Source organism: Streptomyces sp. NBC_00390, from assembly GCF_036057275.1.
Classification (GTDB): domain Bacteria; phylum Actinomycetota; class Actinomycetes; order Streptomycetales; family Streptomycetaceae; genus Streptomyces.
In genome coordinates, this window is record NZ_CP107945.1 from 2,126,209 (window position 1) to 2,144,147 (window position 17,939).

At 68.6% G+C, this 17,939-nt stretch carries 4 protein-coding genes; all 4 read left to right on the forward strand.

Annotated elements, in window-relative coordinates; translation table 11 throughout:
* Positions 1–1,580: 1,580 nt before the first annotated feature.
* The 4 genes from OHS70_RS08845 (at position 1,581) to OHS70_RS08860 (ending at position 17,884) form a co-directional block, all read left to right on the forward strand.
* Positions 1,581–3,806, forward strand: a complete 2,226-nt coding sequence (locus tag OHS70_RS08845) for an MMPL family transporter (RefSeq protein WP_328395441.1) — start codon at positions 1,581–1,583, stop codon at positions 3,804–3,806.
* A 75-nt stretch (positions 3,807–3,881) separates the two neighbouring features.
* Complete coding sequence (locus tag OHS70_RS08850) at positions 3,882–10,244, forward strand: type I polyketide synthase (RefSeq protein ID WP_328395443.1); 6,363 nt, start codon at positions 3,882–3,884, stop codon at positions 10,242–10,244.
* 143 nt (positions 10,245–10,387) lie between these two features.
* Complete coding sequence (locus OHS70_RS08855) at positions 10,388–11,602, forward strand: aminotransferase class I/II-fold pyridoxal phosphate-dependent enzyme (protein WP_328395445.1); 1,215 nt, start codon at positions 10,388–10,390, stop codon at positions 11,600–11,602.
* 777 nt (positions 11,603–12,379) lie between these two features.
* Complete coding sequence (locus tag OHS70_RS08860; RefSeq protein WP_443062580.1) at positions 12,380–17,884, forward strand: type I polyketide synthase; 5,505 nt, start codon at positions 12,380–12,382, stop codon at positions 17,882–17,884.
* The last annotated feature ends 55 nt before the right edge of the window (positions 17,885–17,939 follow it).

The window sequence follows — 17,939 nt, forward strand, 5'->3', positions numbered from 1 at the left end:
GGCCCTGCGACCGTCATTTCCTTGCGGTCGGCTCCTCCGTCCACAGCCGTCGCTCGCGGCAGCCCAGGGGCGCCGGCAGCTTCCTGCCGACTCGAAACGCTCGGCCGCAAGCCTCGGGAATGCATGGAACGGGAACGGCTGAACGATGCGCCGCAGCATCGGCTCATGGAGGTCCGCCCTGGCGGAAGCCGGGAGAACCGAAGCCGTACGACGAAGTCAGCGCCGCGCCGGGTTCGCGCGGACTTGGTCGGCTCTGCCAGGGCGCGGCGCCTGAAGCATGTGGAGCGGGCTCGGCCGGCGTCAGGCCCAACGCTCCGAAATATCCGGTGCGCCCTTTGATCAGCTCAAGGAGACAGGGCCGCGGTCCTTCGCGATGGAGCGCCCATCTGCTTTTCGCTGAGTGCTTAAAACTTGAAATAAAGCCTTCACGCTCTCCGTCACCCTCTCGGGGCACGGCCCAATAGCATCCGCAAGCCTGCGGAGCACTGCTTCATCGGAGGCTTCTTCCGTGTGGCCGTCACTCTCATTCACTGATCTCTCCGCTGACGTAGGAGTTGGTGTGCAGTTGGTTGAACCCTCGAATATAACGTTCAGTGGGTAGACGGGGGTCCAGCGTTCGCACAGTTTCAGGGGAACAGGGGCCGCATGGGTGAGGCGATCGCTGCGGCGAGCAATTCGTACCCTTCGGCGAACCCGCGAAACCGATCGAGGGCCTCGCCCAGCACGGCTTCAGAGCTTTGCTGACCGAATAGATGTGGTGGCCACGGCAATGTGACGATGGCCTGTCGGGCCGCCGCGCGGACAACGGAGCACGGCGCGACCACCGTTCTGGCCGATACGCCGGGATGCGACCCGGCCGGTACCGACGTCGTGGTGATGGATGACCAGAACGCCCGCGGCTCGCGGCGCAGGGGCGCTGTGACCGCGCGTCTGGTAGGGGCTCATCGAGGATCGGCTCCACTTCGTCCGGGACGTCACCTTCCGCGACGACGTCTCCAGGACCGCGCCGGCCGCAACGTCGCGATCGACCAGCCCCGGCCGCCGCATACATGACCGGCGACACGTGATCACCCAGACTCTGGAAGCACCCGGGGTCTCGTCCTCAGCCCAACAGGCGTTGCTCGAGCGGCGCTTGAGGCCGTGCTTGCGCGCCGGATCCGCGACGTGCTGGTGCAGCGCCAGCAACGCCTGGCCCTTGGCGCGCAGTTGCCTGTGCTCTGTCGCCACAGCACACGGACGGTGTGGCTCTCCTCGCTCGACGGCATCGTATACCGACTCTTCGGCCGCCGAGTCGATGCTGCGACCACCGCGGTCGAGCTCGTCCGGAAAACGTCCACTGCCACCGACGTCGTGACCGACACCGAGGACGCCCCATGTGGTGCGCGCGGTCACGCCCAGGTGACCGGCGGTTTCGGAACCGATGTGTATCCAGTCGGGCGCCCGGGGGCTCTGTACTTGAGATTCGCGAGGCTGAGGCAGCCCGAAGGCTGCCGTGCATCCACCAACAGAGGGTCAGGGTTCCGAATGTCGTACGTTTCGCGTGAGTGCTCCTCGCGCCGCGATCCGAGGAGTGTCAGTTGTTGAACCGAATCGCCGACCTCGCGATCAACAGGCCCAAGCGGGTCCTGCTGATCACGTTGATCGCGGCGCTCGCCTTCGCGGCTCTCGGTGCAGGGCTCACGTCGCGGCTCACCCTGGGTGGTTACGAGAGCCCGTCGACCGAATCCGCGCGCGCCGCCGAGGCCCTCGAGGACCGGTTCGAGCAGGGACCACCGAACCTCGTGATCCTTGTGGAGGATGCGCGCGGGGTCGACGCTGCCGAAGTGGCCGCGGCCGGTGCCGCACTGACCAAGCAGGTCGCCGCCGAGGAGGGCGTCAGCGACGTCGTCTCCTACTGGACGACGGAATCCTCCGCGCTGCGCGGCAAGGACAAGAAGCAAGCGCTGGTGCTCGGACGCATCGCCGGCGACTTCGACACGGTGCAGGACCGCGCCAAGGAGCTGAAGAAGACCTACTCGGGGACGTCACACGGACTCAAGGTCAAACTCGGCGGCGCCGGCCTCATGTGGCTGGAGAACCTCGAGACTGCGGCCGACGACTCGCTGAAGGCCGAGGCCTTCTTCCTTCCCGTCGTGCTCGTGCTGTTGGTGCTGATATTCGGCAGCTTCCTTGCCGCGCTCCTGCCGCTGGCGGTCGCGATTTCCACGACGCTCGTGGTGACGGGACTGCTGTTCGTCATCACGTTCTTCGTCGAGACGGCGGACATGGTGACCATCGTCGCCACGTTCCTCGGCCTGGGCCTGGCCATCGACTACAGCCTGCTCTTCATCACCCGGTACCGAGAAGAACTCACCGACGGCGCCGCGGTGCCTGATGCCATCCGCACGACGATGCGGACCGTCGGACGTACCGTGCTCTTCTCCGCGACCACCCTGGCCGTGGCCCTCGGTTCCATGCTGGCGCTGCCGTTCACGGTCTTCCACTCGCTGGCGATCGGCTCCGTACTCACTGGTCTCACCGCCGCCGCCGCCACGCTGCTGTTGGTGCCCGCCCTGCTGGTCTGGATGGGGCCGGACCGGGTCCTCGGGCGTCGCGGCCGCAAGCGCACCGCCGCCCGTGCCGACAGCGAGGGCTTCTGGCACAAGCTCGCGATGTTCGTGATGCGCCGCCCGGTGCCGCTCCTCCTGGCGGTGCTGGCCTTCATGACGTTCCTCGCCTCTCCGGCGCTGGACATGAAGGTGCGGCTGCCCGACGAGCAGATCCTGCCGCCCACGGCGCAGTCGGCGCAGGTCGCCTCGGCCGTCCGGGACAAGTTCGACAACCGCGAACAGGACACGCTGCAGGTGGTGGCGTCGGGGGTCGGGAATCCCACTACTCGTACATCAGACATCGACGAGTACGCGAAGCGGCTCTCGCAGTACGAGGCGGTCGCCAGGGTGGACGCACTCACCGGCGGCTACAGCGACGGGCGGAAGGTGGTGGAGCCGGATCCCACCTCGAAGCGGTTCGCCACCAGCGGCGACACGTATCTGTCGTTGGTGCTCGACGTCGACCCCTATGGTGACGAGGCCGCGCAGCTGGTCCGCACCGTACGTGACGCCTCAGCGCCGTTCGAGATCATTGTCGGCGGCACGCCGGCTGTCTCGGTCGACACCTTCGACGTGCTGGGCGACCGGTTGCCGATTGCGCTGGCCATCCTGGGGATCGGCAGCTTCATCCTGCTGTTCCTGCTGACGGGAAGCATCCTGCTGCCGATAAAGGCGATCCTGCTGAGCGCGCTGAGCCTGTCGGCGACCTTCGGCGCGCTGGTGTACATCCTCCAAGAGGGCCATCTGCAGTGGCTCGTGGGCGACTTCGTCGTCACCGGGGCGCTCACCTGGCTCGTGCCCATCGTCGTGATCGCGATCGCGTTCGCGCTGTCGCTCGACTACGCGGTGTTCATTCTGTCGCGCATCACGGAGGAGTACCGCAGGACCGGCCGGAACGAAGAGGCGGTCGCGGTCGGCCTGGAACGTACCGGCCGGGTCGTGACGTACGCGGCACTGTTGCTCGCCCTGGCATTCGTCGGGCTCACGTTCTCGAGCATCAGCTACGTAAAGGGACTGGGAATCGGCCTGCCCCTGGCGGTCCTGCTCGACGCGACGTTGGTCCGCGGTGTGCTCGTACCCGCGTTCATGCGGCTGCTGGGCAACGCCAACTGGTGGGCCCCGGCTCCGCTGAAGCGGATCCACGACCGGTTCGGCATCAGCGAATCGGACACCACCACCGACGAGAAGACGCCGGCCATGGCCGGCACACACAGCTGAGGCGTTCTGTCCGCCCCTCCCCGGGGTGACGATCAATCCGCCCCCCGGGGCGCTGACTTGGAGGAGCCCAGAAACATGCCCATCGATGAGAAGGAACTCGTCGAGGCGCTCCGGAAATCGCTCAAGGAGAACGACCGGCTGCGCCAGGACAAGCACCGCATCCTGGACCGGATGAGCGAACCGCTGGCGATCGTGGGAATGAGCTGCCGCTATCCGGGGGGAGTCACCTCCCCGGAGGAGCTGTGGGAGCTGGTGGCGTCGGGGCGTGACGCGGTCTCCGAGCTGCCGACCGACCGCGGTTGGGACCTGGAGCGGCTCTACGACCCGGACCCGGACCAGCCCGGGAAGTTCTACAACCAGGGCGGCGGCTTCCTCGATTCGGTGGCCGACTTCGACGCCGAGTTCTTCGGCGTGAGTCCTCGCGAGGCCCTGGCGATGGATCCACAGCAGCGCCTGATGCTGCCGGTGGTGTGGGAGGCGCTGGAGAACGCGGGGATCGACCCGACATCCCTGTCCGGTAGCGACACCGGTGTCTTCTGCGGTGTGACCAGCTCCGACTACGGCAGCGGACCGGCGCCGGAACTGGAGGGGTACCGGCTGACGGGCAAGTCTTCGAGTGTGGCGTCCGGCCGCATCTCCTACGCCCTGGGCCTGGAAGGGCCGGCGGTGTCGGTGGACACGGCGTGCTCCTCGTCGGCGGTGGCACTGCATCTGGCGGCGCAGTCCCTGCGCTCCGGCGAGTGCTCGATGGCCCTGGTCGGCGGTGCGACCGTGCTGTCCGGGCCCTTCCTGTTCGTGGAGTTCAGCCGGCAGCGCGGGCTCTCCGCCGACGGCCGCTGCAAGTCGTACGCGGCGGCCGCCGACGGTACCGGCTTCTCCGAGGGCGTCGGTCTCGTCGTGCTGGAGCGGCTGTCGGACGCGCGGCGCAAGGGTCACAACGTGCTGGCCGTGATCCGCGGCACCGCGGTGAACCAGGACGGTGCGAGCAACGGTCTGACGGCGCCGAACGGTCCGTCGCAGGAGCGGGTGATCCGGGCAGCGCTGGCAAACGCGGGGTTGACTCCGGCGGACGTGGACGCGGTGGAGGGCCACGGCACCGGCACCACGTTGGGTGACCCGATCGAAGCGCAGGCGCTGCTGGCGACGTATGGCCGGGAGCGGGCGGCCGATCCGCTGTGGCTGGGCTCCATCAAGTCCAACATCGGGCACACGTCCGCTGCCGCGGGTGTGGCCGGTGTGATCAAGATGGTCATGGCGATGCGGAACGGGGTGCTGCCCCGGACGCTGCATGTGGACGAACCGTCGCCACACATCGACTGGCAGTCCGGTGCGGTCGAGCTGCTGACCGAGGCCCGGGACTGGACCGCCACCGACCGCCCGCGCCGCGCGGCCGTGTCGTCGTTCGGGATCAGTGGGACGAACGCGCACGTGATTCTGGAGGAAGCACCGGCCCAGGAGCCGGCCGAGCAGTCGGATGAGCCGTCCCGGCCGCTGGGTGCGGTGCCGGTGCTGCTGTCGGCGCGCAGTGGGGCGGCGCTGCGGGAGCAGGCCGAGCGTCTGCGGGCACACCTTCTGGCGGAGCCGGAGGTGTCGGTCGCGGACACGGCGTTCTCGTCGGTGGTGTCGCGTGCGCAGCACGAGTACCGGGCGCTTGTGGTGGCTTCGGATCGGGATGAACTGCTGACCCGGTTGGCCGGTCTGGTTGCGGGTGATCCGGTGGCTGGTGTGGTCGAGGGCCGTGTGGTGGGCGGTAGGACGGCGTTCCTGTTCACGGGTCAGGGTTCGCAGCGGGCTCGTATGGGTGTGGAGCTGGCCGGGGAGTTCCCGGTGTTTGCCGCCGCTCTGGACGAGGTGTGTGCCGGGCTGGATCCGCTGCTGGGCCGGTCGCTGCGCGACCTGCTGGAGGCGGAGTCCGGTTCGGATGAGGCTGGGTTGCTGGATGCGACCCAGTACACGCAGGCCGCGTTGTTCGCCGTCGAGGTGGCACTGTTCCGCCTGGTCGAGTCACTGGGCATCCGTGCGGACTACCTGATCGGGCACTCGGTCGGAGAGATCGCGGCCGCCCACGTGGCAGGTGTGATGTCGCTCGCGGACGCGTGTGCCCTGGTGGTGGCGCGTGGACGGCTGATGGGTGCCCTGCCCGAAGGCGGCGCCATGGTCGCCGTACAGGCCGACGAGACCGAAGTCGCCCAGTCGCTCACGGGCTTTGTGGGCCGGCTGGAGATCGCCGCGGTCAACGGACCGCGCGCGGTCGTCGTCTCCGGCGACGCCGACGCAGTGGACGAATGGCTGCCCGCCTGGCAGGGACGCAAGACGACCCGGCTGCGGGTCAGCCACGCCTTCCACTCACCGCGCATGGAACCCATGCTGGCCGACTTCGAACAGGTCGCCCAAGGACTCTCGTACTCCAGCCCCCGCATCGCCGTCGTATCGAACGTGACCGGCGCTCCGGTCTCCGACGAGCTCACAGACCCCTCGTACTGGGTACGGCATGTGCGCCAGGCAGTCCGGTTCGCCGACGGCGTGACGTCGTTGTGGAACCTGGGTGTTCGCCGCTTCCTCGAACTCGGCCCCGACGGCGTACTCACCGCGATGGCACGCCAAACCCTGGAGGAGCTGGACGAGACCGGAACGCAGGACACCGTCCTCGTACCGGCACTGCGGGCCAAGCAGTCCGAGGCGACCACGTTCGCCGCCTTCCTGGGACAGGCCCACCTCGCCGGCGTCGACATGGACTGGACGGCGTACTACAAGGACACGGGAGCCGCACACACCGCCCTGCCGACCTACGCGTTCCAGCGTGAGCGGTACTGGCAGGCTCCGGGCGGTGAGTCCGGCGACGCGGTGGCGTTCGGTCTGACCCCGCTGGAACACCCGGTCCTGTCCGCGGCGGTCCAGGTCGGCACCCGGGACGAGTGGGTGTTCACCGGACGGCTGTCCACCGACACCCAGCCCTGGACACGCGACCACGTCGTGCTCGGAGTGACCATCGTCCCCGGCACCGGTCTGGTCGAACTGGCGCTGACCGCCGGTGGGCAAGTCGGCAGTCCGGTGCTCGAGGAACTGATCCTGCAGGCGCCGCTGATCCTGGAAGAGGGGTCGGCACGGCGGGTCCAGGTGACGGTCGGACCGGCGGACTCCGACGGGCGCCGCGAGGTCGCCGTCCTGTCCGGTGCGGAGACCGCCGACGATGACGCTTCGGTGCTGATCTGCCACGCTCGGGGTGCGCTCACCGGGGAATCGGAGCCTGAGAGGGACCTGGACCTCAAGTGGCCCCCCGCCGGGGCCGAAGCGGTCTCGGTGGACGGGCTGTATCCGATGCTGACCGAGTACGGCCTCGACTACGGGCCGCTCTTCCAGAATGTGCGTGCGGTGTGGCGGGCCGACGAGGACATATACGCCGAGGTGGCGTTGCCCGACAACGCCCCGAGTGCCGGATTCGGCATCCATCCTGCTCTGTTCGACGCCACCCTCCACACCGGGATGCTCGACACCCGGCCCGGTGACCCGGTGGTGCTGCCGTTCGCGTGGTCGGGTATCCGGCTCGGCCGGACCGGCGCGACCAGTGTGCGGGTGCGGGTCAGCCCGGCCGGTGAGTCCGCGGTGCGGATCGTCATGATCGACAACACCGGCGAGCTGGTGGTGAGTGTCGACAAACTCGCCGTACGCACGGTGGAGCCGGGGCAGCTCGGGCGGGCGCGCAAGAGCGAGCAGTCCCTGTACCAGGTCGACTGGGCCACGGTCGCGGCCCCCGAACCCCAAGAGGTACGCCTCGCGGTACTCGGCGACCTTCAGGCCCCGGGAGAGCGGTTCGTCAACCTGTACGCGCTGGAGGACGAGGTCGCCGTGGGTATGCCCGCGCCTGAGCTGGTCCTGGCCTCGATCGAGACCCCGGCCGGCGACCCGGCCGCAGCTGCCCGCAAGGCCGCGGCGGACGCTCTGACGTTGGTTCAGCAGTGGCTGGTGAGCGAATGGCTGGTGGATACGCGGCTGGTCGTGGTGACCCGTGGTGCGGTGGCGGTCGGTACGGAACGTACGGACATCGCCCAGGCAGCCGTGTGGGGCATGGTGCACAGTGCCCAGTCCGAACGCCCCGGCCGGTTCGTGCTCGTCGACCTCGACGGCAGTGACGAACCGGAGTGGGGATCGGTGGCCGCCCTCGACGACGAGCCGCAGTTGGCCGTGCGCGAGGGCCGGTTGACGGTGCCGCGCCTGGCCAGGGCCGCAGTGCTGCCGGACGATGCGTGGAGGCTGACGGCAGCCAACAAGGGATCGCTGGACGGGCTGGCCATTCTCCCGTCCGACGGCGACCGCCCGCTGGGCGCGGGTGACGTGCGGATCGGGGTGCGGGCCGCCGGTCTGAACTTCCGTGACGTGCTGATCGCACTCGGGATGTACCCCGGCGAGGCGGACATGGGCACCGAGGCTGCCGGCGTCGTACTGGAAGTCGGTGCGGAGGTCACCGATCTGGCGCCGGGTGACCGGGTGTTCGGGCTGGTCGCCGACTCGTTCGGGCCCGTCGCGGTCTCCGACCGGCGGATGCTCGCCCCGATGCCGGCGGACTGGTCGTTCGCCGAGGCGGCGTCGGTTCCCATCGTGTACCTCACCGCGTACCGCGGTCTGTTCGATCTCGCCGATCTGCAGGCCGGCGAACGGCTGCTGGTGCATGCCGCGGCCGGCGGTGTCGGCTCGGCGGCAGTCCAACTGGCCCGCCACATCGGCGCCGAGGTGTTCACGACCGCGAGCCGGCCGAAGTGGGACGCCCTGTTGAGCCGAGGCATCGCGGACGACCGGATCGCGTCGTCGCGCGACCTGGTGTTCCGGGAGACGTTCCGGGACGCGACCGGTGGCGAGGGCGTCGACGTGGTGCTGAACTCGCTCGCCGGTGAGTACGTCGACGCGTCCTTGGACCTGCTGCCGCGCGGCGGCCGGTTCCTTGAGATCGGCAAGACCGACATCCGCGACACGGACACGGTGGAGCGCGAGCACCCGGGCGTGCGGTACCGGGCCTTCGACCTGATGGAGGCGGGACCGGCCCGCATCCAGGAGATGCTGCGCGAACTGCTCGCGCTCTTCGAGCAGGGTGCGATCGACCTCGGACCGGTTCGGTCCTGGGATGTGCGCAGTGCCCAGGAGGCGTTCCGTTTCCTCCGCGAGGGCCGCAACATCGGCAAGGTGGTGCTGACCGTCCCGACGACACCGGATCTGGACGGCACCATTGTGATCACCGGTGGTACGGGTGGCCTGGGTGCGCTGCTGGCCCGGCACCTGGTCGAACGCCACAAGGCTCGGCGACTGGTGCTGGTGAGCCGGCGCGGTCCGGACGCCGAGGGCGCCGCTGAGCTGGTGGCCGAGCTGGAGTCCGCGGGTGCCGAGGTGCGGGTCGAGGCATGCGATGTGGCCGACCGCGACCAGGTGGCGCGCGTGCTGGACTCGGTGGAGGAGCCGGTGAGCGCGGTTGTGCACGCGGCTGGTCTGCTGGACGACGGCGTGGTCGAGTCGATGACCCCGGACCAGGTGAACCGGGTCATGGCGCCGAAGGCCGACGGGGCTTGGCATCTGCACGAACTCACCAAGGACCGGGGGCTGTCGGCGTTCGTACTGTTCTCGTCGGTGGCGGCGTTGATCGGCAGCCCGGGACAGGCGAACTACGCGGCGGCCAACGCGGCACTCGACGCGCTCGCCGCCCAACGGCGCGCGGACGGGCTCCCGGCCACCTCGCTTGCGTGGGGGCTGTGGGCGAACGACGCAGGTATGGCCGCTCAGCTGGACGATGCCGACATCGCACGGCTTGAGCGGATGGGAGTGCGCTCTCTCCCGGCCGCGCTCGGGCTGGAGTTGTTCGACCAGGCGCTCGGTCTGGATACGGCGCTGCTGGCCCCGGTACGGCTCGACAACGCCGCCCTGCGCCGTCAGGCCTCGGGAGGCATGCTGCCCGGACTGCTGCGTGGGCTGGTGCGTGCGTCGGCCGGCGGTCCGGACGGCGGCCGGTCGCTGGACCAGCGGCTCGCCGGTGTGGCGGAGGCCGACCGCGAAAGGGTGGTGCTGGATCTGGTACGCGCCCAGGTCGCCGCGGTGTTGGGGCACGACGCAGTGGACACGGTCGACCCGGAGCGTGAGCTCCAGGCCCTCGGGTTCGACTCGCTCAGCGCGGTCGAACTCGGCAACCGGCTCACCCGGCTCACCGCGCTGCAACTGCCGTCCACCCTCGTGTTCGACCACCCGACGTCACTGGCGATCACGCAGCACCTGCTCACCTTGGTGAAGCCGGCGTCCGAGATCGGCAGCGAGCCGACGGAGGAGGCCGAGATCCGCGCCATGCTGGCTTCGATCCCGATCGGTGACCTGCACGAGGCGGGCCTGCTCGACCGGTTGCGCGAACTGGCGAACGGCGGCCCGAGCGCCGAGGCCACGTACGCGGGCTCCGGCCTGAACTGATCGAACGGGGCAGCCCGCGGCCCCGCCGCCATGACGGCGGGGCCGCGGGCGAAGGTCCACGGATGAGGATTCACCACGTCCGGCTCCAGGACGTGTGGCCCAGGTATTCACATGCTTACGAAGGAAAGCGAGGTCTGCTCACGATGACGACCCTCCCTGGCTGGAATTTCGACAAGTTCTCCGAGGGCATCCGGTCCGCCGGCATCACCGGCCCGCCGGTGTCCGACGTCATTCCCGGCGCGATACACGGCACCGACACGTTGGTCTCCAACTTCGCGTCGGTGAACATGCTGAACCTCCAGCGCCGCGACGACGTGATGAACTGCCTGCTCGACGCCACCAAGAAGTACGGCCTGGCCAGCGGCGGGTCCCGTACCGTGCAGGGCGTCTCTCCCGCGCACATCGAGATGGAGGCCACGATTGCCGCGTACCTGAAGAAGGAAGCGGCGATCAGCTTCGGGACCGGCACCCTCGCGAACATCGGGTTCATCAACGCGATGTCGGGGACGCATTCGTTCATGCCGGGCGTGGCCATGGTGAACCGCGATGTGGTCTTCGTCTTCGACCGCGATGCGCACTGGTCGCTGTGGAAGTCGGTGGAAGGCCTGAAATTCGGTGAACGGATCTTCTCGTTCAAGCACAATTCCGTGGAGAGCCTCGAGGAGGTTCTGAAGGGATTGCAGGGCAAGCGGGTCGTCGTGGTGCTGGAGTCGGTGTTCTCCATCGACGGAACGGTCGCGCCGATGCACGAACTGGTCGACGTGTGCCAGCGCTACGGTGCAGTGTCGTTCGTCGACGACGCCAACGGGTTCCTGCTCTACGGCCCGCCGCACCGCAAGTTCGCCGAAGAGTACGCCGGTATGCAGCGCGCCGACTTCATCATGGTGTCGATGAAGAAGGCCGTCGGCCTTGAGGGCGGACTGATCGCCGGCCCCAAGGACGCCATCCTTGCTTTCGAGCTGCTGTCCGGCACCGGATCGTTCACTGCGGGCATGTCCGCGCCGGCTGCGGCCGGTACGGACCACATCACCAAACTGCTCGCGTACGACGAGCCGGAGATCGTCGACGGCTATCTGGCGAAGGTCGCCGATTTCCGCAAGATGCTCCTCGACGCCGAACTTCCGGTCACCGACACGGAGACGTGTTTCTCCTCGCTCGTGATCGGTGACGAGCGAAAGTGTGTGGAGCTTTTCCACGCCTACCTCGAGGAGGGCATCCGGGTTCCGCCGTACCTGTATCCGGCGGCCCGGCGCGGTCAAGCGGTGCTGCGCATCATCATCAACGCAGCGCACACCGACGAGCAGTTGAGCAACTTCATCGAGGTGTCGACGAAGCTTCGGGACAAGGGCCTTTTCTGATCAGCGAGTTGCTGCAGAGGAGGTGGACCGTACCGCGGTCCACTCCTCCTCCGGTTCGTCAACGGGCCTTGGCGAGATCGAGGCCGGCGGCGGGCAGTACTGGGTTCTGGGTCGGGAAGTGCCAAGGCCATGAATTTGGCGTGTGCCGGCGTCAGTTCCACTTGCTCGGCAGGCAGGTTCTACAGTTCACCGACGTGTTCGGTGGACTTGACCGGTCAATCTTTGACTGGAGCCTGACTGTTGGACATACTCTTTTCAGCGGCGACCAGCTCGCCAATACGGGGACGAACGGGGGTTCGGTGGTTCGGAGGAGCCATCGCTGCTGATTGTTCCGCCGTGGTTGATTGGGTTCCCACGGCGGCGATCGAGGCGACGTGAGCATGAGACGAACAACGGGGAAGAGCGGGCGTGCACCTGCGTCATGCGGCACTTGGAGAAACACAGCCGCCTGACAGATGCCCGAGCCGCTCTGCAAATCGGTGCCGGTGGACATGCCGCCAATGGCACCCTCAAATCCTCAATGCCCGCACAGCGATTTGGTCTTGAATCGGGTCGCACTATTTCGTGTCGCGGCATTCTGACAAGGCTGCTTTTGTCGAGCGGCTGATCGCTGATGCGGTCCGCTGTCCCGGTGGAGCACACCCTTTTTGACGGACGGCTCAGTGACGGTGCGGTTGCTGTGCCGATTGGCGGCATGGCCTGCCGAATCCCTGATTCGGACGGTCAGGAGGAAGAAGAACGTGTCATGAGAGCTGTCCAGAACTTGGCCGTCGTCTCGTGCCCGGACGTGAAGGAGTAGGAATGTCCACCGACAAGAGCGACATAGTCGGGGCTCTCCGGAAGTCGATCAAGGAGACCGAACGCCTCCGGCGACAGAACCAGCAGCTCATGGATCGGGCGAACGAGCCGTTGGCGATCGTGGGTATGAGCTGCCGCTACCCCGGCGGGGTGACCTCGCCGGAGGAGCTGTGGGAGTTGGTGGCATCGGGCCGGGACGCAGTTTCCCAGTTCCCGGAAGGCCGCGGCTGGGAACTTGGACGGCTCTACGACCCGGACCCCGACAACCCGGGTACCGCATACACCCGGGAGGGCGGGTTCGTCGAAGGTGCGGACGAGTTCGACGCGGAGTTCTTCGGGCTGAGCCCTCGTGAGGCCATGGTGACGGACCCGCAGCAGCGGCTGCTGCTGGAGGGGGCGTGGGAGGCGTTCGAGGACGCGGGCATCGACCCGACGTCGCTGCGGGGCAGTGACACTGGTGTCTTCTGCGGCCTGATGTACTCGGACTACCAGTACGTCGCCGGGACGAGCGACCGGCGGCCCGAGATCGAGGGCTACCTGACGATCGCCTCCGCGGCCAGTGTCGCGTCCGGCCGGATCAGCTACACGTTCGGCTTCGAGGGCCCGGCCGTCACAGTGGACACGGCATGCTCGTCATCCCTTGTCTCGATCGCATTGGCCGCCAAGTCCCTGCGCTCGGGAGAGTGTTCGCTGGCGCTCGCAGGTGGTGTCACGGTCCTTGCCCGGCCGAGCATCTTTGTCGAGTTCAGCCGGCAGCGCGCGATCTCGGCGGACGGCCGCTGCAAGTCGTATGCGGCGGCTGCCGACGGCACGGGCTGGGCCGAGGGCGCGGGCCTGCTCCTGCTGGAGCGGCTGTCGGACGCGCGCCGCAAGGGGCACAGGATTCTGGGCCTGGTGCGGGGCAGCGCGGTGAACCAGGACGGTGCGAGCAACGGCCTGACGGCGCCGAACGGTCCCTCGCAGGAGCGGGTCATCCGCCAGGCGCTGGCCAACGCCGGCCTGCGGCCTTCCGAGATCGACGCGGTCGAGGGCCACGGCACGGGTACGACGTTGGGTGACCCGATCGAGGCCGAGGCGCTGCTGGCGACGTATGGCCGGGAGCGCGAGAACGGTCCGCTGTGGCTGGGCTCGATCAAGTCGAACATCGGACACACCCAGGCCGCGGCTGGTGTGGGCGGTGTGATCAAGATGGTCATGGCGATGCGGAACGGGGTGCTGCCCCGGACGCTGCATGTGGACGAACCGTCGCCGCACGTGGACTGGTCGGCGGGTGCGGTGGAGCTGCTGACGGAGGCGCGGGAGTGGCCCTCCTCGGAGCGTCCGCGCCGCGCGGCCGTGTCGTCGTTCGGGATCAGTGGGACGAACGCGCACGTGATTCTGGAGGAAGCACCGGCCCAGGAGCCGGCCGAGCAGTCGGATCAGCCGTCCCGGCCGCTGGGTGCGGTGCCGGTGCTGCTGTCGGCGCGCAGTGGGGCGGCGCTGCGGGAGCAGGCCGAGCGTCTGCGGGCACACCTTCTGGCGGAGCCGGAGGTGTCGGTCGCGGACACGGCGTTCTCGTCGGTGGTGTCGCGTGCGCAGCACGAGTACCGGGCGCTTGTGGTGGCTTCGGATCGGGATGAACTGCTGACCCGGTTGGCCGGTCTGGTTGCGGGTGATCCGGTGGCTGGTGTGGTCGAGGGCCGTGTGGTGGGCGGTAGGACGGCGTTCCTGTTCACGGGTCAGGGTTCGCAGCGGGCTCGTATGGGTGTGGAGCTGGCCGGGGAGTTCCCGGTGTTCGCCGCCGCTCTGGACGAGGTGTGTGCCGGGCTGGATCCGCTGCTGGGCCGGTCGCTGCGCGACCTGCTGGAGGCCGAGGAGGGTTCGGATGAGGCTGCGCTGCTGGATGCGACCCAGTACACGCAGGCCGCGTTGTTCGCCGTCGAGGTGGCACTGTTCCGCCTGGTCGAGTCACTGGGCATCCGTGCGGACTACCTGATCGGGCACTCGGTCGGAGAGATCGCGGCCGCCCACGTGGCGGGTGTGATGTCGCTCGCGGACGCGTGTGCCCTGGTGGCGGCGCGTGGCCGGCTGATGGGTGCCCTGCCCGAAGGCGGCGCCATGGTCGCCGTACAGGCCGACGAGACCGAAGTCGCCCAGTCACTGACGGGCTTTGTGGGCCGGCTGGAGATCGCCGCGGTCAACGGACCGCGCGCGGTCGTCGTCTCCGGCGACGCCGACGCAGTGGACGAATGGCTCCCCGCCTGGCACGGACGCAAGACCACCCGGCTGCGGGTCAGCCACGCCTTCCACTCACCGCGCATGGAACCCATGCTGGCCGACTTCGAACAGATCGCCCAAGGCCTGTCGTACTCCAACCCCCGCATCGCCGTCGTATCGAACGTGACCGGCGCTCCGGTCTCCGACGAGCTCACAGACCCCTCGTACTGGGTACGGCATGTGCGCCAGGCAGTCCGGTTCGCCGACGGCGTGACGTCGTTGTGGAACCTGGGTGTTCGCCGCTTCCTCGAACTCGGCCCCGACGGCGTACTCACCGCGATGGCACGCCAAACCCTCGACGAGCTGGACAAGACCGCTGACGCGGTCCTCGTGCCCGCACTGCGGGCCAAGCAGTCCGAGACGCAGACCTTTGCCGGATTCCTGGGACAGGCCCACCTCGCCGGCGTCGACATGGACTGGACGGCGTACTACAAGGACACGGGAGCCGCACACACCGCCCTGCCGACCTACGCGTTCCAGCGTGAGCGGTACTGGCTGACTCCGGGCACCGGCAACGGTGACGTGGCGGCAGCCGGGCAGAGCCGGATCGGGCACCCGATCCTGTCGGCCGCGGTCCAGGTCGGCGACCGTGACGAATGGGTCCTGACCGGACGACTGTCCACCGACACCCAGCCCTGGACACGCGACCACGTCGTACTGGGCACGGTGATCGTGCCCGGGACCGCACTGGTCGAACTCGCTCTCACCGCCGGCCGCCAGGCCGAGGCTCCGGTGCTGGATGAATTGGTGATGGAGGCGCCGCTGCTGCTCGAGGAGGGCGTCGCGGTTCAGGTCCAGGTCACGCTTGGTTCGGCTGCTGAGGACGGGCGCCGTGAGGTGGCGATCTACACCCGCCAGGAGAACGGCGAGGACGACGAGCAGGCAGAGACCACCTGCCACGCCCGCGGCCTGCTCGCCCCCGAGGCCGAACCCCTCGCGGACTGGCCCACCGAATGGCCACCCGCACAAGCTGAGCGGCTTCCCGTGGACGATCTCTACGCAGGCCTGGCCGACCTCGGCTACGACTACGGACCGATGTTCCAGGGCGTGCGCGCGGCCTGGCGCGACGGCGATCAGATCTACGTCGAGGTGGAACTGCCCGGTGACACCGGTGGTGAAGGCTTCGGCATCCACCCGGCCCTCTTCGACGCTGCACTCCACGGTGTGCTGCTCGGCAAGGAAGCGGGATCCGCGGTCGACCTGCCGTTCTCCTGGTCGGGCGTAAGGCTCGGGCAGACCCGCCCCTCGAGGGCGCGGGTGCGGATCGCTCCGACGAATGAGTCCGCGTTCCGCATCGACATCACAGGCGAGCACGGCGAACCGGTACTGCACATGGCGCGACTCGACCTGCGCCCCGTGGAGCAGGCGCAGCTGGAGAGCGGGCAGCGCGCCCACCGCAACTCCCTGTTCCAGCTCAACTGGGCAGAGGTCACGGCCGCGCCGTCCGCATCGGTTCGGGTGGCCGTACTCGGTGACCTGGTGGCGCCCGGCGAGCGGTTCGAAGACCTGGACGCGCTGGAGAAGGCCCTGGCCGACGGCATGGGCACACCCGAGATGGTGCTCGTCACGGTCGAGTCCCCGGGTGGCGCCGCCAATGTGGCCGAGGCGGCGTCAACGGTGGCGGTGAACACCTTGGCTCTGGTGCAGCGTTGGCTGGAGAGTGAGCGGCTGAGTGAGGCTCGCCTCGCACTGGTGACCCGTAAGGCGGTCGCCGTAGGTGCCGAGACAGTGAACGTGGCGCTGGCTCCGGTGTGGGGTCTGGTGCGCAGTGCCCAGTCGGAACATCCGGGCCGGTTCGTGCTCGTGGACGTCGACGGTGAGCAGCCGGACTGGGCCAAGGTGCTCGGCTCCGACGAGCCGCAGCTCGCCGTGCGGGCCGGCCGGCTGCTGGCGCCGCGGCTGGGCCGCGCGGGTGCGGCGGCCGAGGGCACGGTGCTGGATCCGTCCGGGACGGTGCTGATCACTGGTGGTACCAGTGGTCTGGGTGCACTGTTCGCCCGGCATCTGGCGGAGCGCCACGGTGTCCGTGACCTCATGCTGGTGAGTCGTCGTGGTGCGGCGGCCGGGGGTGTCGCGGAGCTCGTCGCCGAACTGGAGGGGCTCGGCGCCACGGCACGCGTCGAGGCGTGTGACGTATCGGACCGGGAACAACTGGCCCGTCTGCTCGGTACGTTGGAGCAGCCGCTGTCGGCGGTCGTGCATGCGGCGGGTGTGCTGGACGACGGTGTCATCGACGCGATGACACCTGAGCAGATCGAGCGCGTCATGCGCCCGAAGGTCGACGCGGCGTGGCACCTGCACGAGCTGACCGCGGACATGGACCTGTCGGCGTTCGTCCTCTTCTCCTCGGTCGCGGCCCTGATCGGCACGCCGGGGCAGGCCAACTACGCCGCGGCCAACGCCTCTTTGGACGCACTCGCCGCGAAGCGCCGCGCCGAAGGTCTGCCCGCGACCTCGCTGGCCTGGGGCCTCTGGTCCGACGCCGGCGGCATGTCCGGTGAACTGGCCGAAGCCGAGATCGCGCGGCTTGAGCGCATGGGAGTCGGCGCGATCCCCGCCGACCTCGGGCTGAAGCTGTTCGACCAGGCCCTTGGGATCGATGCGGCGCTGCTGGCGCCGGTGCGGCTCGACCTGGCCGCGCTGCGGGCGCAGGCGCGGGCGGGTGTGCTGCCCGCGTTGATGCGCGGACTGGTGCGTACGTCGGCAAGTCGTACGGAAACGAACGAATCGCTGGCGCAGCGGCTGGCCGGTGTGGCGGACGCCGACCGGGAAGGCATCGTGCTCCAGCTCGTCCAGGCCCAGGTCGCGGGGGTTCTCGGACACGCGTCGCCCGGGGCCATCGACCCCGTACGCGCGTTCCAGGAGCTCGGCTTCGACTCCCTGAGCGCGGTCGAGCTGCGCAACCGGCTCACCCGGGCCACCGGCCTGCGACTGCCTTCGACGATGGTCTTCGATCACCCGAGCTCGGCGGCGATCACCAAGCTCTTGCTGACCAAGGTGGCCGGAACCGTCGCCGAAGCACCGATCGACCAGGAGCTGAACAAGCTCGAGGACATGCTCGCCGGGATCGCGGACGGTGAGAAACAGCGCGTGGCTGGTCGCCTGCGCACGTTGCTGACCACGCTCACCGACAACGAGCAGCTCGACAACGACCTGGCCCAGATCGAGGCGGCCACCTCCGCGATGGAAATCCTGCAAATGATCGACGCCGAGTTCGACGAGGTGTGACGAGTGCTCGGACGAGACCGGATTACTTCAGAACTACCTCAGAAAGAACGTGGCC

Bases quoted from the DNA above. Each gene is read 5' to 3' on its own strand.
- OHS70_RS08850 (WP_328395443.1), top strand. From the start codon at position 3,882: ATGCCCATCGATGAGAAGGAACTCGTCGAGGCGCTCCGGAAATCGCTC.
- OHS70_RS08855 (WP_328395445.1), top strand. From the start codon at position 10,388: ATGACGACCCTCCCTGGCTGGAATTTCGACAAGTTCTCCGAGGGCATC.